This window comes from Paenibacillus sp. J22P169, from assembly GCF_059691995.1.
The window spans coordinates 705930-729897 of the sequence record NZ_JCAUAO010000002.1; the positions used below are offsets into that span (position 1 = coordinate 705930).

Genomic DNA, 23968 nt, shown 5'->3' on the forward strand with positions numbered 1-23968 from the left:
TTGAAGAGGTGCGAAGCGTGATACATACGAAGCTGCCAAAGATCTGGTACGGCGGGGATTATAACCCTGAGCAATGGGATAAAGAGGTTATGAATGAGGATTTGCGGATGTTCAAACTTGCCGGTATTGATGTGGCGACAATCAATGTTTTTTCGTGGGCGCTTTCACAACCGAATGAAGATACGTACGATTTTACTTGGCTGGATGAGACCATTGATCGTCTCCATGCCGGTGGGGTTTATATATGTTTAGCCACGAGTACAGGGGCTCACCCTGCTTGGATGGCAAGGAAATATCCAGATGTGTGTCGCGTGGACTTCGAAGGACGCAAACATAAATTTGGCAAGAGACATAATTCTTGTCCCAATAGTCCAACTTATCGTACTTATTCGGAGCGAATCGCAGAGAAATTAGCTGAACGTTACAAGGATCATGAGGCTGTGCTCATTTGGCACGTATCCAATGAATATGGCGGGTATTGCTACTGTGACAACTGCGCCGACGCATTTCGCACATGGCTGCAAGCACGTTATACCACATTGGATGAGTTAAACAAAGCATGGTATACAGGGTTCTGGGGTCATACATTTTACGATTGGGATGAAATTGTTCCACCTAATGCACTTTCGGAGGAAGAGCCTGGCGATCGTTCTTTCTTTCAATCGACTTCCCTAGATTATCGCAGATTTATGTCCGATAGCTTACTAGACTGCTACAAATTGGAGTATAACGCGATTAGACGTCATTGCCCGGATACCCCAATTACAACGAATTTAATGGGGCTTTACAAGCCTTTAGACTATTTCAAATGGGCGCCATTCTTGGATGTCATTTCATGGGACAATTATCCGGCGTTGGATACGCCGATCAGTCTGACTTCCATGACGCATGATCTTATGCGTGGGCTAAAAGACGGTCAGCCATTCATGCTGATGGAGCAAACACCAAGTCAACAAAACTGGCAGAAGTATAACTCGCTGAAACGACCAGGTGTCATGAAGCTCTGGAGCTATCAAGCGATTGCGCATGGCGCGGACACGGTGTTATTTTTCCAACTTCGTCGATCTGCTGGCGCTTGTGAGAAATTCCATGGCGCAGTCATTGAGCACGTTGGACATGAACATACCCGTGTATTCCGAGAGTGCGCAGAGCTAGGACATGAGCTGGAGCGACTTTCAGATAAAGTGCTGGATGCAAGAGTGAAAGCCCGTGTCGCCATCGTGTTCGATTGGGAAAATCGCTGGGCAGTTGGACTCTCAAGCGGCCCGACAATCGACCTTGATTATGTAAAAGAAGTACACAATTATTATGACGCGCTGTTCCAACAAAACATTCAAGTTGATCTCATCGGCACCCATATGGATCTCTCGGGGTATGATATTGTCATTGCACCGGTGTTATATATGGTAAAAGATGGATATGCCAAGCGCGTAGAAGATTTCGTTCATGCCGGCGGCACCTTCCTTACTACCTTCTTCAGCGGTATTGTCAATGAGTCTGATCGCGTAACTCTTGGCGGTTATCCAGGTGAATTGCGGAATGTTCTCGGGATTTGGGCCGAAGAAATCGATGCGCTGTTCCCAGATCAGAGCAACCAAATCCAGTTGACGGAGCAATGGGGAGGGCTTGAAGGCAGCTACCAATGCGGCATTCTATGTGATTTAATCCATGCGGAAGGCGCAGAAGTGAAAGCTGTGTATGGCAAGGATTTTTATCAAGGCATGCCAGCGTTGACGGTTAATCAATACGGAGCGGGCCAAGCTTGGTATGTAGCTTCGAGTCCAGAGCCAGCATTTTTACAAGGCTTGCTAGGTAATTTGTGCCAAGATAAAGGCATTACAGCGCCAATTTCACCTGTACCTGGGGTTGAGGTTTCAATTAGAACTAGCAGTAATGATGATTCATTCGTGTTTATTTTGAATCATAATGATCAAGCTACTTCTGTCTCGTTAGGCGACCTGAAAGGAACGGATTTAATTTCAGGGGGATTGATAGCTCAGGAAGTTACATTAGCTCCTAAGCAAGTTCTTATTATTGAGAAGTAAGTATAGTCAGTAAATTCAAATAGAGCATCTTGGTGGTAAGTGACCCAAGATGCTCTATTTGCGCTGAACGGTTACTTCGTAGCTTTCCAAGCATCAATTTGCTTTTGCATTTCAGCAATGATCTTATCGGATCCAGCAGTTTTAAGTTTCGCTACAAATTCGTTGTACTTCTCTTCTGTTGTTACACCTAAATCAATCGCTCTCGCATACTCGTCAAACACTGCGCTAGTTTTTCCGATTTCAGCTTTAACGGGTTCAGCATCAAAGGAGAATCCTAACAACTTGGAAGGGACGGCTGAAGCATTTACTTTTTTCGTATCTTCCCAGACTGTTTTAGGCATCCCTTTTTCAACATTTGCTAGATAATTGGAAGCGAACATCCAGGGTACATTCGGGTTATAACCCTTTTGGCCATCTCCTGGAATCATGAAGCCATCCGCATCGATTTTGAAGTGCTTATCTTTTACACCGAAGTTCAAGAGATTGTAGAGATCCTTATCTGTGTTCAAAAGCTCAAGCAGCATCATGGCTCTTTCTGGGTTCTTAGAATTTCTGTTGATAGCATGCATAGTAGCGATGATTCCGCCTGTTGTTAGATGTGCGGTTCCGGCAGGCACTTCAACATAAGGTTCTCCACCTAAAGAGCTGCTAAGGTTTTCACCACCAGGCTTGAAGGCTCCTCCGATGTTTAATACCCATTTACCCGCTTTGCCATCCGTCCAATCATCCGTTTTCTTGGAAATCCGCTCTTTGGAGTTCAAATAACCTTTTGCATTCCAATCTCTCATCGTAGCTGCGAACTTTTTCACTTGAGCGGTTTCGAACTGATTGACGACTTTAAGATTGGCATCTGAATATTCTACAGCACCAGGGACGTTGATACCTGCGATGGTTTCAAAGGTGAAAGCATCCGTGAATTGCACCATACCTGAAATAAATGATTTCTGTGGATTGTCTTTAATGACACTTTGAATGAATGGCTCTAATAGGTTTAAAGAGTCAGCATTAATTTTTCCGCTGATGGCATTGAGATCAAGCTTATATTTATCGGCGAGTGCTTTCGGGATCATGACAGATGGTGTTCTGGCAGAAATTTGTTCATTTACAAATCCGTAAATTTTTCCTTTTACTTTTGTTGCATCCCAGAATGTCTTCGGTACTGAAGCGAATGATTTCGGGGCATATTTTGCGAGTAAGTCATCAAGAGGTAGAAATGCCCCTTTGGCTACGTTTTGCGTATAATTGTTAATCCAGTTTGCTGTAAATGCTAGATCATAGGGCTCACCTGAAGCAATAACGACTTGCATTTTCTGATCATACTCACCAAAACCTATTGGTTTAAAATCGACCGTAGCATTGATCTTTGATTTCAAAACTTTATTCACTTCAGCAAAAACTTGGTCCTGTTCAGCTTGCGGAAAATTGCCTGGGAAATACCATGTTAGTTTAACCTCGGGAAGGGCAGCGGGTGTAGTTGCAGTTGCAGCAGTAGTCCCGGCTGGTGTCACCGATGGGCTTGCAGATGGTGTGGGGCTGCTTCCACATGCAGTTACCAGCATGCTGGATATGAGAAGGATCGAGCTAACGGTCATGCCTGCTTTTCCTAATCTGAATCCTTTTAACATGTCTTAAATCCTCCCTTTTCGTAAAGCTTCGTTATATCTTAAAATGGACTTGGATCCATGTTTAAGCTACCCTTTGACTGCGCCTACCGTGAGGCCCTTTACAAAGTACTTTTGGAAAAACGGAAATACAACAAGCATAGGACCAGCAGCTAAGATAGCCATAGCCATACGGGCTGATTCGGAGGGGAGAACTGTGTTCTTGACCCCCGGAGGAATTTGATTGGTTGAATTTGTAAGGAATTGAATGTTGTTCATCATTCTATATAGCATGAATTGTAAGGGAACTAAACTTTCTTTCTCGATATATAGTAAGCTTAGCCACCAGTCATTCCAATAGTGTAGCAGCATGAATAGCGCTACTGTGGCAAGACCTGGTTTGGAAAGCGGGAGTATAATCCGAATGAAAATACGCAGCTCACTAGCGCCGTCGATCATGCAGGATTCGATAAGGCTATGGGGGATCTTTTGCATGAACGAACGTAAAATTAAGATGAACCAGGGAATGGCTAAGTAAGGAAGAATTAATACCCAGACCGTATTTTTTAAATGCAGATAGTTCGACATTAAAATATAAGTAGGAACTAAACCGCCATTGAACAGCATCGTGAAAAATACATAAAAGCTTAGTGAATTTTTGAACTTGTAATCTTCTCGTGACAACACGTAGGAGATACCTGCCATCACCATTATCGAAATAAATGTACCGAAGAAGCTGACAAATAAGGAGATTTTAAAAGCATTCAACAGTTGTTTTGGTTGATAGAGAATATATTGATAAGCTGTTATATCAAAGATTTTGGGGATCAAGCGATAGCCATTCTTGATGATGTCAACTTCACTGCTTAGTGAAACTGAGATAATGGAAATCAGAGGGATAATACAGCAGAGACCAAATAGTACGAATAACAGGTTGATCAGGATTTGTGGTAAAATTTTCTTAAGTAACAACAGCTCACCTCCTAGAATAGTTTGTTTTCGTCATTTACTTTTCTAACGACATAATTACTTAATAAGACGATGACGAATCCCATTGTGGATTGGAACAGACCTACAGCGGAAGACATTCCGATATCACCGGAAACCTTGAGCATGCGGTATACATACGTATCAATAACTTGCGTAACGGGAAATAACTGACCAATCTCTCGAGGTATGAAGAAGAATAATCCGAAATCAGAGTAAAATATTTTCCCAATGGAAAGCAACGTCATGATCGTGATTAAGGGCATAAGCAAAGGAATTGTGATGTTACGAATCATTTGGTATTTGGATGCGCCATCAATGGCTGCAGCTTCAAAATACTCTTGTGATATCCCTAAAATACCAGCGTAAAAAATGATACTGACATAGCCAATGCCTTTCCAGATATTAATGAGTGTTAAAAGGAAAGGCCAAACCCATGTATGGGTGTAAAAATCAAAGCTGCCAAGTCCTGTTTTCTCCATCCAAGATGTAATAACACCGTAGGGCCCAATAAATGAATAGGTCATGTAAGCTACAATGATCCAAGAGAAGAAGTAAGGGAAGAAAAAGATAGTTTGATACGTTTTTAATAACGTTCGGCTTATGACTTCATTTAAGAGAATAGCGAACACAACAGAAAGGAAAGTACCAACGGCAATAAACACGATATTGTAAGCCAGTGTATTTCGCACAACAAGCCATGCATCATTAGATGTAAAGAAGAATTTAAAATTGTCAAACCCGACCCAAGGACTGTGGAAGATGCCATCTATATAATTGATGTTCTTAAAAGCAATAAAGATGCCACCCATGGGAAGATAGGAAAAGACGAAGATGATAAGGATTGCTGGAAGCGCTAACAAAGTGAGATGGAAATTCTTTTTAAAATGGCGAGAAGGTACAATTTTTTTGCTCATGTAGGATGAACTCCTTTGACCAGATTCGATACCCTAATCATAACATTGACATGAAAAAGTACAATTTCTTATATGATTTATGAGTACGATTTGGAGCAAATGAGTAGTTCTCAATTCATGTTTTTGTTCTAAAAATGGGCAATTTATTCCGTCATACGTTTTGGATGGATTCGTTTTAATTTGATTTGTGTTACTCTTTGGGTAGAGGAGTTGTTGAAATGCTCAAGACATTTATTCTAAAAAATCCGTTTCAGCTTTTCCTAACGATTCTTTTACCCTTCTTATTAAGCACATTGGTGCTGCTTTTTGTACAATCTTCCTTCTTAAGCCGGAACTTCGAGAATTTCGCTCTGGATATGGTCTATAATCAACAAAAAACAGACCTCCAAAATACGAGTAGAAATGTAAGCGTTATCGCTCAATCGGCCAAGTCCGTCTCAACCACAGCTTTTTTCGATGATACCATTAAAGATCTCCTATATTCGGATGTTCCTTCTGAAGGTTTTGCTAAATATCAGCTCAAATTGGAAGCGTATAAAAATATATATCCCTTTCTTAAATCCATTTATATTTATAATGGCAAAAGAATGCATGCGATTCCAAGCACTGGTTTTATTTATGATCGTTCCACCTTTATGGATAAAGGGATATTTCCTATTCTAGATGACATTGAGCATCATAAATCGCATAGCATGGTGCTGAGGCGAATTCCTAACGTCCTATATGGGATAGCCTCTGACGAGAAAGAAATTTATGTGTATTCGTATCTCTTCTTTGACTCTCAAGTCTCCAGCGGAAAAGTAAGTGAAGCCATCATTCTTAATATTTCGGAAGAAGCGGTTAGTAAAAGTATTAACTCTTCGGATCATAAAAATGAAAATCGTATTTTTATCGTTAATCGGGATGGGCAGCTGATGTCCAAAGATCATAAACATCCATTGCTTAGTGACCTTAATGGAGATGACTATATTAAAATCATTAATAGCTCGAGGGAGCCAAGTGGAACCTTGCACATGGATGTCGAGGGAGTAGATTCATTTATTACATACGCAGCCACAGATGCTTTTGATTGGAAATTAATTAGCATTACACCGTACCAAGACATTGTTCAAGATGTACAGAAAATGAGGAAAAAAACATATCTCCTTGTTCTTTGTTTCATTATTGGAAGCATCTTATTATCCTTTTATTTTTCCAGAAGGCTGTACGCTCCGATCCTTTTGGTTATTCAAAACTTTAAGGTTTTGGAGTCAGAGAAGCGAAATGAATTCTACTATAGAAAACAAAACTTTTTACGGAAAATGGTACTCTCTGGCGATATCATCTCTGGGGATACCCTGCATTCCCGATTTCATACCTATAAAGTAGATCTCGAACCTTCAGATTCCTATTTGATTCTATTAGTGAAAATTGATCGCTTTGCTGAATTATGTGCGAAGTATAATCTAGGTGATCGAAACTTACTGAAATTCGGGATGGTTAATATTATTTCGGAACTAGTTTCAAAGGCTTATAAACATGAATGTATCGAGATCGAGGAAGATCAAATTCTAGTACTGATCCAATACAGATCAGATGCTTTATACCCTTCAGAGAACGAATTGCTCGTCTCCATTGCGAAAGAGATTCAACAGAACACACAACAGTTTTTACATATTGGGACTTCAATTACCTTTGGTGAAGTATTTGAGACTTTATATCCGCTCAACTTTCAATATTTAAAAACACTTGACCTATCTTATTACAGATTGATCTTGGGTCACCAGTGTATCATCTTTCATGAGAAGATAAAGTATGTGACAGAAGACTTCAAATATCCGCAGGAGCTTGAGAAAGAACTGACAGATACGTTAATTCAAGGGCAGTTCATGGAGGCTAAACATGCCTTATCTAACATGATTGGAAGTGCTTCTAAGTATAGTTTTACAATTCTTAATTCAGTACTCATTCGTATGCTGTTGTCCATTCGTTACGCGATTGAAGTGGTAGAAGCGAATCAATCGATTAAAGTTAATTTCAATTTCAACACCTATCTGGCTAATCTTCAAAAGATGGAAACGTTAGAAGACATTCAAGCTGATTTTTATCATTTGTTTGAGAATCTGTCCATGGAGTTGGAATCCAAGAAAGATAATAAATACATCAAGTTGCTTGAAGACGTGAATCAAATTATACAAAAGGATTTTGCAAATCTAGCTTTATCCTTGGATACCATCGCGGAAAAAGTGAATTTATCACCCTCCTATCTAGGGAAATTGTATAAAAAACACCGACTCATCTCTGTTACCGATTATATGAATAACGTACGACTTGCTTATGCAAGTGATCAGATTGCTTCAACCGAAGAGACCATCAATGACATTATGGAAAAGTCAGGGTTCACAAGTCGCAGTCATTTTTTCACACTATTTAAGAAAGCTTATGGCGTGACACCTAATCAGTATAGAAGTAATGCCAAAAGTCAAATAAGTTGAGAGGAAGAGGCGAGGAAGATGGAGTATACCAATTTCGGGAGTACAGGGCTAAGGGTGTCTGCATTAGGTTTGGGCGGCGCTCCACTTGCCGGTGATTTTGGTGAAACGGATGAAGCTGAAGTGCAAGCTCTCATTCATGAAGCGCTTGATTCAGGGATCAATTTTATTGATACAGCTCCTAAATATGGAAGCGGGGAATCCGAGCGTCGTATCGGTAAAGCGCTTAAAGGACGTCGAGATCAAGTTATTGTTGCGTCCAAAGCGACGCGGTTTGACATGAGCTATGATTATGACACGACACTCCGTTCTGTGGAAGATAGCTTACAGAGGCTGCAAATGGATTACATTGATATTTTACAAATTCACGATGTGGAAACGCAGTCCTATGATCTAATTACGAATGAGACAATCCCCGCATTGGAGAAGTTAAGGCAGGACGGTAAGATCCGTTATCTGGGTGTGTCGACAAGGAACTTACCTTTACTTATGAGCTATATGCTGACGGATCGGTTTGATTTGATTCAATTTTACGCGCGGTACATGCTTATCGATCATACGGCTAAAGATGAAGTTATTCCGCTGGCGAAAAGGAAAAATATGGGCGTTATCAACGGAAGTGTCCTTGGGCTTGGCATGCTTGCGGATGCTCCGGCACATTTCCTAGAAGAGGATGTTCGTTTAAAATCCCTTGATCGGATTGCGAAGTTAGCGTTCTTGCGAAAGACGGCGCCGTTTGGACTTATCGAGCCTGCGATGAGATTTAGCTTAAGCAATCCGGATATTCATGTAACATTAACGGGGATATCTTCGCGGAGCACACTTCGTACAAATCTGTCTTTCTGTGATGGAAAAGGGTTAGAGGCCGAAGCGCAGCAACAGATATTTGACTTATTTCAAGGGCAGCCGTTGTTTGAATAAGTGAGTACGAAAGGGGAAGCGTGAAATGACAGCATCTCATCATGATAAATCAATGCCATTTGTCCGTGCATCTGGACGTGTGACTCCGCCGCAGTGGGCGATGCAGGAGCAGCTTCTTTTTGAAACTTTGAATCGTGCAGCTAAGGAATTCGTGGCAAGATATACGCATCCGGACGGTACGCTCATTTGGTTTGAGCATTGGCCAGGAATGGACGGATCCGATGACCCTTATGAAGGCTTTATGAATTTGGCACTCTTGTATGTACTTGGAGGAAGCAGTGAGCTGCATGAAATATCCCGTAAAATATGGGATGGTATTACTTGGCAGTGGACCGAGTACGGGCAAATCCACCGAGAATTTGATGCTTATTATGACTGGATGCATCATGGTGAGGGGTACTTGTATCTCTATTTCTTAGGTTTGGCAGGGCCATCAACACTCAAGGATCGCCAACGTGCGAAGAATTTTGCGGCGATGTATACAGGAGATGATCCGGAAGCTCTAAACTATGATAAACAATTGAAACTGATTCGATCTCCATTGAATGGCAGCAAAGGCCCTCGGTTCGAAGTGTCTAAAGAGGATTGGAGTACGCACCGCGGTATCTTGGATGATTACTTAGCTCCCTATGAAGATATTCCAGGCGTGGACTTCCAAAGTCTCAAATGCCAATGGAGCGATGATGAGGTCTATCAACATCTGATTACGATGATGAATGAGCGAATGAATCGCGGTGATGTGCCGCTAAATTTGAATGCGACTGGGTTAATTACCCATGCATTTCTGCATACCGGGGACGAGAGCTTGAAGAGCTGGGTGATTGACTATGTGAATGCCTGGGAAGACCGAGCTCGGTTGAATGGCGGGATTATTCCGGACAATGTTGGGCTGAATGGAGATATCGGGGAATACAATGAGGGGAAATGGTGGGGAGGCTACTATGGTTGGAGATGGCCTCATGGGTTTATGACGATTATTGAACCAATTACGAACGCTTGCATGAATAGGGTCTTGCTCACGGGTGACTTCAATGGGCTACAGTTGGCCAGGGAACAACTGGACCAAAACTGGGAGCTCCGCATAGAACAGGATGGCAAATGGGTTGTACCTTACAAGTATTTTGACAGCGGTTGGTCCGATTATCGTGAGGCAACGCCTCAGTATCCGGTCTACCTGTGGTCCATGTCCATGGCGGATGAGGATTTGGAGCGAATTGAACGCATCCCGAAAGATCATGATTGGAATGAGGTTATTGTTCCGGGTTTCTCCGGCAAAGACCCCAAAACGGGTAGAGGGACGAAGCACTATATCGGCAATACGCAGCCGTGGTATCAATATATTCGCGGTCTTTTGCCAAGTTATCCCGAGAGAGTATTAGAAGCGAATTACACGATGATTGGTAATCAACTAGCCAAAATGCGTTCACCAGAAGGTGACCCCTACAGTTGGACAGAGCATTTCAACGAAGGCATATACTCCGCCATACACATCTGGCAGGAAATGTGTCCGTTATATTTTGAAGGCCTTGTACAGCTAACGCTAGGCGGACCTATGCACATCTCTCATGGGGGGTTGCAGCATGGGCGCGTTCGATATTTTGATGCTGGAGAGAAGAGACCGGGATTGCCAACTGGCATATCTGCCCTGGTGGAGAAGCTTGCGCAGGATTCAGTGACCGTACAGTTGGTTAATACGAACCCTTTTGATGACAGGGAGCTCATTATTCAGGCTGGTGTTTTTGGCGAACATCGATTTGTGATTGCGGAGATTATGAATGAAGATGATGAAGTGACAGGAACGGTGGAGGTGAATGGGAAGTGGTTGTTTGTTTCACTGCCAGCTGGAACAGGAATTACATTACGCATCTCGATGGATCGCTACGTAAATAGCCCAACTTATGATTTGCCATGGCCGAATCCTAGTAACCCATCAGGTATCGTAGGGCGAGAAGAATAAGAAAAAACGGACAACAGATACACGTGTTGTCCGTTTTTTCGCGATTGAAATAAATGTTGTAAACGAACATTTACTGCTATAAAATAACATTAGTGGGAGCGGGGTTATCCGTAAAATGTCAGTACAACCGAGACTTAACCAGATGTTTAGCAAGCAGGGCAAGTGCTTTGATGTTGCGATTGCTTGGAGAAAATGGCATTTAACTGGGTATAAGCATTAAGGCTGTAGAACGCAGTATTACGGATCAATTTCCTAATCAGGAGTTAGAAGACGCCTTCAAGGAAGAAGCAGTGAACATTGTGACAAGCATCTAAATCATATGATCATCTAAGAAAAGCCGTCAACTTTGCTGGAGCAAGAGTTAACGGCTTATTCATTTTTACTACGATTTTTGTGTGAAAGAATGGTAAATGAGAGATGGACGGAATATTTTATGAAGATGAGAGAGAAAATTTTTAAAGATCTAAGGCGGGGTGTCATGTTCATTCAAACTAGGTTTCCTGTCAAGTCCATGTTTGCCAAGTTTTTCTTTGCATATCTTCTCCTGTTAACGCTTGCAATAGCAGGTATTTCAATTTGGTTGTTTCATATCTTTTCTAACAGTGCTATTCGCCAAATCAATGAGCTCTCAGAACGGACACTGATGCAAGGCCAGAATTCTACCGAGTATTTGATGAACCAAGCCATGCAAGTTTCCGCACAGCTCTCCTTCGAATATCCGATCATCCAGCAAATGAATACGGCAGAGAGTGATCCCATTGTAGAAAATAATTCCTTGAAAAAGCTGAACGACATCATTTTCATTAATGAAAGTATTTATTCGATTGGTATCTACAATGGGAATAATGCCTCATTCTTGACAAGCGACTACCCGAATATCGATAACGAAGCGATCGCATTGTTGAATAATTCTGACCCCAATACGAAAATCCGGCTTGTACCCCGAAAATTAAAACTGATTGCTAGCAAGAATCAAGAAGAAAATGTGTATTCCATTTTTTATTACAATCGAGATAAAACTACCCATGCCATTCTCAACGCGCTAATCGTAAATGTGAAAGAGGAAGCGGTTCGTAATGGCATTAACCCAGATGAAAGACTAGATCAGGGTAACATTCTGATCGTTGATTCAGACGGCAAGGTGATTTCGGATCCGACTGGCGGCGAATTTTTGAAGGACTACTCTACAATAGGCTCAATTCAAAAGATGCTGACCGAGTCGGGTAGTAACAGTTTCGTTGACACTAGCTCAAGTGGTGAGAAAGTGTTGGTAACACATAGTTTCTCTCAGAAATTGGGTTGGCATTTTCTCCATGTTGTACCGTATCAAGCAGCTGTCACCAGTATAAGCAAACTTAGAAATACGGTAATTTGGATAAGTTTGATCTTATTCGCTTTAAGTGGGATAGCCGCATTGTTTGTGAGTGGGAAGCTTTCATCGCCATTACGTGGACTTGTTGAAGCTTTAGAGCTAATGAAAGAGAAATCAAAGGACAATCTGAAGGTCGATTATTTAAAAGAGATCCTCTACGGCGTGAAAGAGCCTCAGGCTCCCAGCGAACTCGAATTTTCAATGAGAATTAATTTGCTTGAGGGTACGAGCATCCTGATCCTTCGAATTGATGAGGTTTTTAATGCGACAACATTAGAAGTTGAAGAGCTTACGGAAGATATTCACAAACAAATGAGACTAAGCTTACTGAGTTTGGTATACGAGTTTATGTACCCACACTATGCCTATGAATCCCTTGAAATCAATAAAGATGTTGTACTGTTGATCAATAATGACAACGCTTTCAACAATAAACAACTTCTAGCGGGTATCTTTTCAAGGCTGCAAAAACAGTTCAAACAATCTATGAACGTCTCCGTCACAGCAGCATGGGGGACATTCGTGAATGATTCTGTGAATTATCATGCCTCTTATCAAGAAGCGTTAGAAGCAGCGGATTATCGAATTGTGTACGGATTAGGGAGCATTCTATCGTATGAAACGGTCATGGCAAATTTCAAGCATGAGTTTGAGTATCCGCAGCAGCAGTTAAAAACGCTTTTGGATGCCATTAAGTTAGGCAAAGAGGAATTAATTGGTGGAGCACTGAATGAGATTTTCAATGCTTTTAATGAATGTCAATTCGAATTGATAAAGCTATCGGTCAATCATCTCTTGCTTACGGTGTTTATTACGACGGAGCTTTCGATCCATGATGTAAAAGATGACCTTCTAACAAACTTTAACAATGCAGTTAGCAAGCTGAGGAAATTGGAGACGTTAGAACAGATGAAGCTTTGGTTTGCTCAATATATTCTGCATGACATGCAACGAATTAAGGAGAAAAGAAAACACCTCAATTCTGACCTCTTAGAGCGAATTCGTGGTTTCGTTGAAGCCAGCTACGCCAATACGGAGCTGTCCGTGGAGTTAGTTGCGAATCGTTTTGACTATAATCCGATGTATTTTGGGAGGCTCTTCAAGGAATTATTCAACCAATCCTTCTCAGAATACATCACGGAATTGAGATTAAATAAGTCAAAGATCTATTTGGAACAAGATCAAATCGCCATCAAAGAAGTGGGCATTAAAGTCGGCTTTAACAACCCGTCCTATTTCGTCACGTTATTTAAAAAACATACCGGCATGTCTCCGAGCGAATATCGAAATAAACTGAAAATCTGAAAGCTATGTGTACTGGAACTTTCAAGGCCACGTCCTTTGTCATCAAGGAGTGGTCTTTTCATTGACACAAGTATGATTTTGCAACCCTGGTATGCAATTTATCGGCATAGAAGTATGCAAATATAAACCATGTATATTCTTTTAACTTCAACATTGGCTCAAAAGCTTATAGACTAACGGTGTAAACAGCCAAGCAACAAGAGGCCGGAGAAAGGTGGAGAACTAAATCAGAAAAAGAAAATTCATCGCAATTGAATTTCTACTCGATATTTCAAAAAACAAAGTGTTATATCTTTTTATGTTGCCTGGGTTGTTGTACTTCATCTTGTTTGCTTATCTACCTATGGCCGGCATCATCGTTGCATTTAAGGATTACAAAGTAAATTTGGGCATCATGGGCAGTAAATGGGTAGGGTTTGATAATTTTAAATTCCTATTCAGCAGTGATAAAGTACTTCGAGTTACATGGAATACGGTATTTTTGAACTCGTTGTTTATCTTTTTTCAACAAGCAATCGCCATAGTCACAGCGCTATTTCTCAATGAAGTCAGTTCCAAGTTGTTCAAAAAGGTGACGCAGTCCTTTATCTTTTTACCATATTTCATCTCATGGATCGTCGTCAGCGTTTTTGCCTACAACTTGTTTGCTTCGGAAGGTGGTCTGCTCAATAGTATTCTTGCATATCTCCATATTCCTGAGGTAGCTTGGGGTCAGCGCGCGGATTTATGGCCGGGAATTCTCGTTTTATTTTCAGTATGGAAGTATGCAGGATTTCTGACTGTGATCTACATTGCCGCGATAACTGGCGTGAATACGGAGTATTTTGAATCCGCAGCATTGGATGGCGCTACGAAATTACAACAGATTCGGTATATTACGCTGCCTGTTATATCACCGACCATAACGATCATGGTGCTGTTGTCAGTTGGGAGGATCTTCTATGGAGATTTCGGGATGATCTATGCACTCGTAGGTGATAATGCGAGTCTGTATGCGACAACGGATGTCATTGATACGTTCGTCTATCGATCGTTACGTACCATTGGCGATGCAGGCATGTCATCAGCGGCGGGGCTATATCAGTCTGTAGTAGGATTTATCCTAGTTCTAGGATTCAATGCATTAGTCAAAAAGTACAGAAGCGAAGGCTCATTATTCTAACTACGTTTAGGAGATTAGGCATGAAAAATAACTATGTGCAGGATAAAATTGTGACGTATTCCGCTTATACGTTTCTATCATTGCTTGCCTTGCTCTGCGTCATTCCTTTCTTCATCATGTTCTCAGGCTCCATAACGGATGAGAAATATTTGCAATTGCATGGTTACAGCATTCTTCCTCATGTATTTTCCTTAAAGGCATACGCCTACATTTTCTCGGGAAACTCATCGATAGGGAAGGCGTATTGGGTGACTATTTTTGTAACTGTAATTGGTACCGCTTTCAGTATGATTATAACGGGATTGCTTGCGTATTCACTGTCCAGAAAAGAATTGAAATTTCGGAACAGCTTATCGTTCATTGTCTTCTTTACGATTCTGTTCAACGGGGGGCTGGTGCCATGGTATATCGTTACGACGAAATATTTGCATCTTGGCGATACGATTTGGGGTCTCATTTTGCCCTACACAGTGAACGCATGGAACATGTTTCTGCTGAGGAACTTTTTCTCGACGATTGACGATGCCATGTTGGAATCAGCAAGAATAGACGGTGCTAATGAAGTCAACATTTTGTTTAAAATCGTATTCCCGCTTGCCTTGCCTGGCGTTATGACGGTCGGATTGTTCTATGCGCTGCAATATTGGAATGATTGGTGGCTTCCACTCCTGTTAATTAATGATCAGAAACTGTATCCCGTACAGTACTTGCTGCGTATGGTCTTATCCAGTATGCAGTATATCTCATCTGGAGGTGTGGGCAGTACGTATGCAGCTTCAGCTGTACCCGCAGAATCGATCAAAATGGCGATTACGATTGTGACAATCGGGCCGATCATCTTTGTTTACCCCTTTGTGCAAAAGTATTTTATCAAGGGTTTAACGGTTGGCGGCGTAAAAGGTTAGTTCGGAGATTCGATATATGCGGTTAATGACCGTTTATATATAATTTGACCCCGATACAATAATAAATGGGAGGTTACAAACCATGTCAGGACAAAAGACGAAAGGTTCCAAGATATTGGTTTCCACGATGATGATTACCACGATGGCCACACTTGCAGCCTGTTCTTCCAACTCATCTGAATCTACTCCTGCACCAGCTACACCTGCCGCCAGCACGGTAGCGAAAGCGACCGATGCGCCTGTCGCAACAGCAAAGCCAATTGATCCAGTTACCTTAAACATTGTATTTCCTGGAGATCCGCAGCCTGATCAAGCGACTGTCAATGCAGCGATCGAGAAAGCAGTCAAAGATGAGCTGAATGTTAAGCTCAATTATACGTACGTGCCATGGGGCGATTATGCAACGAAAGTCAAAGTGATGACTTCGACAGGTGAAAATGTTGATATTCTCTGGACACATCCGGAGCTGCTTGCGCAACTGATTAGCTCCAATTCCGTCGCAGCTCTTGACGATGCCATCGCTAAGGTAGGTAAGGATCTAAAAGCAAATATTCCAGATTACTACTGGCCTGTCGTTCAAGTGAAGGGTAAAACTTATGGTGTTCCAGCCGCCCAGATCGGTACGGCTGCCGGTTATGCTACTTTCACGGTCAGAAAAGATTTAAGAGAGAAATACGCGCTGCCAGAAATCAAAACTTTGGATGATATGTTAGCCTTCTACGCAGCAGTGAAGAAAAACAATCCTGAAATCATACCGCTTAGCCAAGGCAACACTTCTTTTGATTTAAATTTCAAAGAAGAATTTGTTCGCGGATTGCCGAGCGGTGTTGGCATCGATATGAACACCATGAAGGCTGAAAATATGCTGGAAACGCCTGCTTACAAAAAAGGTCTGGATTTCCACAGGGAACTGTTCAACAAGGGGTATATTTCGAAGGATGTTCTATCCATCAAGGATTTCCGGGCAGCATTTGCCGCAGGTAAAGCCGCCTCCGTTATTGGAGATCTGCCGGAGTACAATATCAATGCTAGGACGGTATCTGCTATTCCAGGTGCACAAGTCGAATTCGTTAGAATTCAGATCACGCCTAAGGTTTTCCAAGAGGTAACAACCTGGAACTACCAAAGTATTGCTGCAGGAAGCAAAAATATTGAGCGAGCGGTGGCATTCCTTAACTGGTTCCAAAAGAATCAGCAGAACTATGACCTCTTAACTTTGGGTGTTGAGGGCAAACATTATGTCATCAAAGACGGTGCTGTGAACTTCCCTGCTGGTGTTGATCCTGCTAAACCTCCTTACTTGCCGTTTGAGTGGATCTGGCAAAACCCTAAATATATGAAGTCCAAAGGCACGGATGTGAAGGGGTTCTTTGAAGCTTATAAAGACTATGATAAGGACGTAACGTTGAGATTCCCTGCGATGGGCTTCCTCTTCGATACGAGCCCGATTAAAACAGAGGTAGCTTCCCTTGATAGCGTAAATGCTGAATATGGAACGGTCTTAAAAAGCGGTACAGCTGATGTAGATAAAGTGTTACCGCAATTCAAAGAAAAAATGAAACAGGCCGGCATTGATAAAGCGATAGCTGAAGTTCAGAAACAGCTGGATGCGTTTATGGCTAGTAAAAAATAGGCTTGGCACGACAAAGAATCAGCGGACAATCCGAGATACTGATGTCGATGGATTGTCCGTCTTTATTCTTGTAAAGGAGATCGAGTGATATGCCTCAAAAAATAGAAAAGGTCTATGTGATTTCTCACACCCATTGGGATCGCGAATGGTATCAGGATTTTCAGGGCTATCGTACAAGGCTCGTGTATTTGATCGACGAGCTCATTGAGAAGATGGAGGCGGATGCGGCATATCGCCATTTTATGATGGATGGTCAGACGATTGTCTTGGACGATTATGTAGACATAAGACCAGAGAATCGAGAGAGGCTTCTCAAGCTTATTCAGGACGGTCGAATTAGCATAGGTCCTTGGTATGTCATGCCGGATGAATTTCTTGTCAGTGGAGAGTCGTTGATACGAAATCTGTTAATTGGACACCGCCGATCACGTTCTTTCGGCGCCCGGCCGATGAAATCTGGGTATATCACCGATATTTTTGGTCACAATAGTCAGTTTCCACAAATCTTGCAAGGCTTCGGGATTAATAACGCTGTATTATTCCGTGGATTTTATGGCGATGCAGACGCGTCGGAAATGTGGTGGGAAGGTGCGGATGGCAGCCGAGTCTTGGGGCTTAAACTTGATGAGGATCGGTCTTACGGGGACTTTTACTTTTTTATCCGGTGGCCGTTTGCGGATCGGGAATTTCAGTATGATCGCGAGGAGTTGATTGCGCGGGCAAAAGGGATGTTGGACTACAAATCCAAACGAGCTACAACCTCTATCATAGCTGGGTTTGACGGGGTTGATCATATCGAGATTGAACCCCAGCTCCCATGGATACTGGAAACACTGAATGATGCTAATTTGGATGCCAAGTTTGAACATTGCTCCTTAGAAGAATATGTGAGTGCTTTACGTAAGGAAATTGGTGAACTCCGAATTTATAAAGGCGAGCAAAGATCACCTGGGTATAACGGCGTCAATAATTGGGTGCTTGCTAATGTGCTTTCTTCGCGGATTCATTTGAAAATGAATAATCAGGCTTGTGAAGTGCTCCTTGAGAAATGGGCCGAGCCGTGGGGCGTATTCACATCACTGCAAGGGCGATCGTATCCCAAAAGTTTTCTAGCGAAAGCTTGGGAGTACTTGATTCAGAATCATCCGCATGATTCCATATGCGGTTGTTCGATCGATCAAGTCCATCGCGATATGATGTATCGCTTTGATCAGAGCAGACTGATCGCCGAAGGAATGGTTAGAGAGCAGCTTCTTTTTATATCCAATCATCACGGGTTATCTGATATCGACGGAGATCAAATATTGACGGTATTTAACGCTTCTCAAAGCCCAATCGATGGCGTCATTGAAGTCGAGTTCGCCATGCCCGCCATGTCAGACGCAGTTGCGACGATGTTTCACTTGGGCGGCACTTCATTCCGTCTATATAACCATGAAGGAAATGAGATCCCCTATCAGCTGCTGGAGTTGCGCAAAAATAGTACGCGCATGTGGAGGCCGTATCGGGATATTCCTTATGCGGAGCAAGTGGATCGGTGCCGTATTGCCTTCCAAGCCTACGTTCCTTCTTATGGATATGCAGTCTACGTCACTCGAAAGACGCAGTTAACCAACCCTGGTCCTGGTGACTACCATGCGCCAACTTTAACGGCTCCTGTACGTTTACTTGGATCCATGGGGATGACCTCCAATTCGTGGGGAAATGGGCGATTGCAAGTGGCAGTCCGTCCGAACGGCACCATTGATGTAACGGATGTTCAGACAGGACGGTGTTATTCTGGTTTGCTGCTCATTGAGGATGAGGCAGATATTGGTGAGGGCTGGAATCATGTGAGCCCAGTAACGAACGAAGTCTATACATCCTACGGTTCGAGCGCACAGATATCGGTTGTCTATGATGGACCGCTGCAGACACGCATTCGAATTCGCACTTCGATAAGCATCCCCCATGCCATTCATCCTCAGGAAACGAGAAGAAGTGAAGATGTAGTCGTCATTGAGGTCACGACCTTTTTGGAATTACGGAAGAATGATCCGATTCTACGATGCCGAACTGTGGTTAACAATCGTGCGCGTGATCACCGACTACGGCTGTTGTTTCCTTCGGGGCTGCAAACCGAGCATTTTCACACGAGTACACCGTTTGATTATGTGAAGAGAAACATTCAACCACCGGACTATACGGGCTATATGGAAAAGGCGCGAGACGTGGTTCCACATCAAGGTATTCTTACTATCGATGATGGCAAATGTGGTTTAGCTATCTACAGCAAAGGGTTATATGAAGCAGCAGTACGCAATGATGGACCGAGAACGGTTGCTCTGACGTTATTTCGCAGCACAGGCAAAGAAGTGCTCTCAGATGGCGGGGATGGTGGTCAGCTACTCACCGAGCTTGAATTTCATTACGCGATTAGTCCATATACCGTAAACGAGTCACATACAAGCCGCATTTGGCTTGAACATCAGCAATTCGTGGCGGGAATTCGTTCTGTCGATAGAAAACTAGGGAAAGTTGTGTATGAATCGTTGCAGCGGCGCGAATCTGATTTATCACTTAGCCATTCATTTCTACAAGTAAGTCCAGCTGAGCTTCTCGTAAGTGCTATTAAGGCTTCCGAGGATCGGAACGATAGCTATGTGATCCGTCTCTTCAACATCTCGGACGAATATGTGGAGGGATCCATCAAATTCGATCGAAAAGTAGTTGCCGCTCATTACGTTAATTTGGATGAAGAATTGCAAACTCAGGCGCCTTTCACTGAGGATGTCATAGTTATTGCAGCGAAGGCGAAGCAAATTATTAGCATCCAGATTTCATTTTAAATAAAGACGGGTAGTCTCGTTGCAGGATGCGCATGTACGGCGAGATGTCGGTAGGAAGGGAGGGCATCAACTCGATACTCCATTTAATAAAAGGAGAGTGATTCTATGAAGGTTCGGTTTCGGTTCGGAAGGTCAGTAACGATCATGCTGCTCATAATCGCACTACTATTCGGAGTAAGTTCCGCATCCTTCGCCACAAACAGTAGTTATACAGCTTCTGTCAGCACGATGTTCAATGCGAACGAAGCGTTCGCGAAACTGGATAAAACAAATAACAACATGGGTGCTAGCTTTGATATGCATTATATATCTACCGTTACGATCAGCGGAACAATATGGGCTTATTACATCAAACTTAATGGGTCTGGAAAAATGGGAGTCGGATTAGCCAAATCTACGAATGGCACGAGCTGGACAGATCATGGTCTTGTGCTGGATGTAGGCTCTTCCGGACAATGGGACGATAACATGGCCAGCTTCCCTGGCATCTGGTACGACAGTGGAACCTTCTACTTGGTATATGAAGGAACGGGTAACGGATCGGCCGGCGATATAGGACTCGCCACTTCTACGAACGGAACTAGTTTTACGCGGCAGGGGCGCATACTTACGCACAACACTTCTGGCTGGGAGTCAGCGAATGTTGGAACGCCAAGTCTTTATAAGGTAGGATCAACCTGGTATCTGTTCTATCACGGATACGACTGGACGGACTGCCGCGTCGGTGTTGCGACAGGAACCTCGTTAACCAGCTTGAGTAGGAACGCTGCCAATCCGATTATTAACACATCCAGCAGTGGTTGGGATTCTGGTACTGTTGGTAAACGGGACATCATTTATGAAAACGGATACTACTATATGGTATATGAAGGCAGTACAGATGCGCCATTTGGCTCGGCCAAATGGTCTAGCGGCTTGGCGCGTTCCTCGGATTTGATCAGCTGGAGCAAGTATTCGCAAAATCCAATTTTGCCGCAAACTCAAAATTATTACGGCAATGACGGTCCAGCTTTTATCACAGTCAGCGGGGTACCTTATATTTATTACCGTGGCGTTGTACCTGGAGGAGGCTCATCAGACAATCATACGAGACGTGCTCGTATCGCGAATGAATTGAACGGCGGGATTACGAATTCTTGGGAAGCTGAAAGTCTGGGGCATGTCATTGGCAGAGCGGATGCGGATGGTTGGTCTGCCGACACGGGCTTGGATTCGCCAAACTACATCCAATACGGACCTTACACGACAGTTACGAATGTTGGCGAAAATACGGCAGTTTGGAAATTGATGGTCGACAACAACAATGCGGATAATTTAGACATTGTCACTTTGGAAGTCGTCGATGCAAGTGACGGAGGGGCAGTCCTCGCTTCCAGAACGATAACAAGGCAGCAGTTTACTTCAACCTGGCATTACGAATTTTTCACGGTACCTTTCTATCTGGATTCTTGGCGGTCCGGTCATCAACTTGAATATCGCACATTATGGTACCAGACATCTTATGTAAGAGAAGATAAGGTTGGGGTTAACTGACTTACGTCTTTCGATTAGAATGAGACTGTGACTGTGAAGAGACCGTTGCCTGCGTTCAATTGCGGCGGTCCTTTTTGTATTTTTTTGTATTTGATCAAGTTTAATTGACTTGCAGTTATCAAAGTTGCTACAGAGCACGCATTTTCGGGAAAAAAGACTAAACATAGATAAATTAGTGCAAAAGTGCATCCTTTAGGACCGAAAATCGCCAAAATGAGGAGTGCCGACAGAAATAGTTGCACGTTTGCGAGCAGTTCAAATAGAGAGTTTGATTCGATAAAAAAAATTGCACTTTTGGATTTTTGCATGACTCACAGCTATATTCACGACACGACGAATAAGGTGATTTTGAGGAATGGGTCGCACTTCCATTTTGCCAAAGAACAGTTTCTTTTTGTTTTACGAAAATGAAAAGAGGGTGCCCTAGTCATTTTCATGGCTTGGGACACCCTCTAAAAGTTTACTCCTCTAAGCATTAAGCTTCTTTGATAATGTGGAAATTTGGCTTCACTTTCTTGAAGTTAGGATTTTCCCCACTGACCATCAACCCCATGCCCCAATCAAAGTGATCTTGATTAATTGGGAAATCACTTGCCTCCCGATATTGAAACAACACATTTCTTCTCGTTCTTGTGCTTTTATTAGAGGAAGATCCGTGGATGGTTAAATAATTAAAGAATAAGACATCGCCTGCTTCCGCTTCACAAGGTGTCCCCATATGAATCGGATATTCTTTGTGATTCAGATAATAGGTGCCGATATGGGGGAGGCTTCCCGAATTATGAGAGCCTGGAATGACACGCAGACAGCCATTCTCTTCATCCGCGCGATCCAAATGGACACTTGCCGCGAGCATCGTATGCTTCTCATGCGGGAAATACGGATAATCCTGATGCATCGGGAAAGCAGCACCGTTTTCAGGCGGCTTTACGAGCATTTTCGAATGATGAAGCTGAACGTTAGGCCCGATGATTTGTCTAAGAACAGCTACCATATTAGGGTGAATGACGGCTCTCATGAATGCGGAATCGTGGTAATGTACATCATGAAAGCCTTTAAGAACAAGCTTCTTCAGTTCTTCAGCAGGCAGATAGTCGCCTTGCCAAGTTGCATTACTATCTGCTTTCGCATGCGCTGCGCGCACAATAATCTTCTCTACAGCTTCTCTCATTTCAGCAACTTCGGATTCATTGAAGACCCCTTTGACAAGTAAGTAGCCATTTTCTTTGTAAAAATCGACATCTTTGGATAGTATCATTGTACCATGCCTCCATTTTGTGGTTGCTGTTCATACCGCTTTCTATCTATAATTATAGGAGATTAAGCTATAGTAATCTTTTTCAACAGAGGACATACTTTTGCACAATGAGGACATTATTTCTGAAAGGTGATGCCATGTATCTGCACAAGGAGACGTTCTCGATGCTAAATGAAGCCGTTAACGTTATTCAGGGATCAGAAGCCTGCTTTAAAGTTCATTATTGGGGTGTGAATCCCTGTTTGTTTGAGAATCAGCCGCATAAGCATTCCTTTTTCGAAATCTGTTACATATTGGATGGTGTTGGGGAGTATACAGAAGAGGATACGGTCTATCCACTACGTGCAGGTACTCTTTTTTGCTCTAAGCCTGGCATCACCCACCAGATTCGTACGGAAAAAGGGTTACATATTTTATATATTGCTTTCGAGCTAGATGAGACCTTAAGTGAATATAGGATGCAAGAAGCTTTCAATGAGCTTGCACTCCACGGTGATGTCATTGTATACGATGCTGAAGATCAACCGACGGCGCAATTATGGCGGTCACTTCTCATTCGAGAAGGGCATGGAAGTCTTCCTTTTGCCGCTGTTCAGTCCGTGGCCTACGCCTTGCTAGTTTCGTTTCCAGCTATATTCGGAACGCTGACCAAGTCGCCTGTCATTCGTCATAAAAGTACACATGTCTTGATGCGGCGAGCCAAGCTTTATATTCGTGACAATCTCTCCCAAGCACTCCAACTCAAGGATGTTGCCAACTATTTGAGTGTATCGGAGCGTCATCTATCGCGTCTATTCTCGGAGGGAATCCATGAGAGCTTCACTAATTTCATCCGGAGTGAACGCATTCGACAAGCAGCCCATCTCTTGCTGAGCAGTGATTTGGCTATTAAGGAAATTGCAGAGATGACTGGATTTTCTTCGGTGCATTATTTTACACGTACGTTCCTATTGGAGAAAAAGGTGCCCCCAGGTCGATTCCGCCAAAAAGAGAAGCGTTATGATGGAGAATAATCTACTACTTATGTGATTTCTACCAATAAAGTATAATAGGGGTTAATCTACAAAATGAGA

15 protein-coding genes are annotated in these 23968 nt (G+C 42.8%); 11 read left to right on the forward strand and 4 right to left on the reverse strand.

Going from position 1 to position 23968, the window contains the following annotated elements:
* Window positions 1-17: 17 nt before the first annotated feature.
* Entirely contained in the window at window positions 18-2045 is a 2028-nt protein-coding gene (locus tag AC58QG_RS17240; RefSeq protein WP_497363343.1) for a beta-galactosidase, read from the forward strand.
* A 71-nt stretch (window positions 2046-2116) separates the two neighbouring features.
* Here AC58QG_RS17240 and AC58QG_RS17245 read toward each other — a convergent pair whose 3' ends face one another.
* From AC58QG_RS17245 to AC58QG_RS17255, 3 genes are all read right to left on the reverse strand, one after another.
* Window positions 2117-3670, reverse strand: a complete 1554-nt coding sequence (locus AC58QG_RS17245; protein ID WP_497363344.1) for an ABC transporter substrate-binding protein — start codon at window positions 3668-3670, stop codon at window positions 2117-2119.
* A 66-nt stretch (window positions 3671-3736) separates the two neighbouring features.
* Window positions 3737-4618 (reverse strand): carbohydrate ABC transporter permease, encoded by an 882-nt coding sequence (locus AC58QG_RS17250; RefSeq protein WP_497363345.1) that lies wholly within the window; start codon window positions 4616-4618, stop codon window positions 3737-3739.
* An 11-nt stretch (window positions 4619-4629) separates the two neighbouring features.
* On the reverse strand, window positions 4630-5550 hold the full coding sequence (locus AC58QG_RS17255) for an ABC transporter permease (RefSeq protein WP_497363346.1): 921 nt from the start codon (window positions 5548-5550) through the stop codon (window positions 4630-4632).
* 218 nt (window positions 5551-5768) lie between these two features.
* On the opposite strand from AC58QG_RS17255, the gene AC58QG_RS17260 reads away from it, so the two are divergent.
* The 9 genes from AC58QG_RS17260 to AC58QG_RS17300 all read left to right on the forward strand — a co-directional run bounded on the left by AC58QG_RS17260 (window position 5769) and on the right by AC58QG_RS17300 (window position 21637).
* Window positions 5769-8024, forward strand: coding sequence for an AraC family transcriptional regulator (locus AC58QG_RS17260; RefSeq protein ID WP_497363347.1), 2256 nt, complete (start codon window positions 5769-5771; stop codon window positions 8022-8024).
* Between the two features lie 18 nt (window positions 8025-8042).
* Entirely contained in the window at window positions 8043-8942 is a 900-nt protein-coding gene (locus tag AC58QG_RS17265) for an aldo/keto reductase (RefSeq protein WP_497363348.1), read from the forward strand.
* A gap of 25 nt (window positions 8943-8967) precedes the next feature.
* Window positions 8968-10899 carry a DUF8034 domain-containing protein gene (locus AC58QG_RS17270; protein ID WP_497363349.1) on the forward strand — a complete coding sequence of 644 codons (1932 nt, stop codon included), beginning with the start codon at window positions 8968-8970 and terminating at the stop codon, window positions 10897-10899.
* Window positions 10900-11377: 478 nt separating this feature from the next.
* Window positions 11378-13576 (forward strand): helix-turn-helix domain-containing protein, encoded by a 2199-nt coding sequence (locus AC58QG_RS17275; protein WP_497363350.1) that lies wholly within the window; start codon window positions 11378-11380, stop codon window positions 13574-13576.
* Window positions 13577-13859: 283 nt separating this feature from the next.
* A complete protein-coding gene (locus AC58QG_RS17280) occupies window positions 13860-14738 on the forward strand; it encodes an ABC transporter permease (protein WP_497363351.1) in 879 nt (292 codons plus the stop codon).
* Between the two features lie 20 nt (window positions 14739-14758).
* Window positions 14759-15643: a carbohydrate ABC transporter permease gene (locus AC58QG_RS17285; RefSeq protein WP_497363352.1), complete on the forward strand. Its 885-nt coding sequence runs from the start codon at window positions 14759-14761 to the stop codon at window positions 15641-15643.
* Between the two features lie 82 nt (window positions 15644-15725).
* A complete protein-coding gene (locus tag AC58QG_RS17290) occupies window positions 15726-17276 on the forward strand; it encodes an ABC transporter substrate-binding protein (protein ID WP_497363353.1) in 1551 nt (516 codons plus the stop codon).
* 89 nt (window positions 17277-17365) lie between these two features.
* A complete protein-coding gene (locus AC58QG_RS17295) occupies window positions 17366-20104 on the forward strand; it encodes an alpha-mannosidase (RefSeq protein WP_497363354.1) in 2739 nt (912 codons plus the stop codon).
* Between the two features lie 105 nt (window positions 20105-20209).
* A complete protein-coding gene (locus tag AC58QG_RS17300) occupies window positions 20210-21637 on the forward strand; it encodes a glycoside hydrolase family 130 protein (RefSeq protein ID WP_497363355.1) in 1428 nt (475 codons plus the stop codon).
* 475 nt (window positions 21638-22112) lie between these two features.
* On the opposite strand, the gene AC58QG_RS17305 is transcribed toward AC58QG_RS17300, so the two are convergent.
* Window positions 22113-22895, reverse strand: coding sequence for a phytanoyl-CoA dioxygenase family protein (locus AC58QG_RS17305; RefSeq protein WP_497363356.1), 783 nt, complete (start codon window positions 22893-22895; stop codon window positions 22113-22115).
* 107 nt (window positions 22896-23002) lie between these two features.
* On the opposite strand from AC58QG_RS17305, the gene AC58QG_RS17310 reads away from it, so the two are divergent.
* A complete protein-coding gene (locus AC58QG_RS17310) occupies window positions 23003-23908 on the forward strand; it encodes a helix-turn-helix domain-containing protein (protein ID WP_497363357.1) in 906 nt (301 codons plus the stop codon).
* Window positions 23909-23968: the final 60 nt, after the last annotated feature.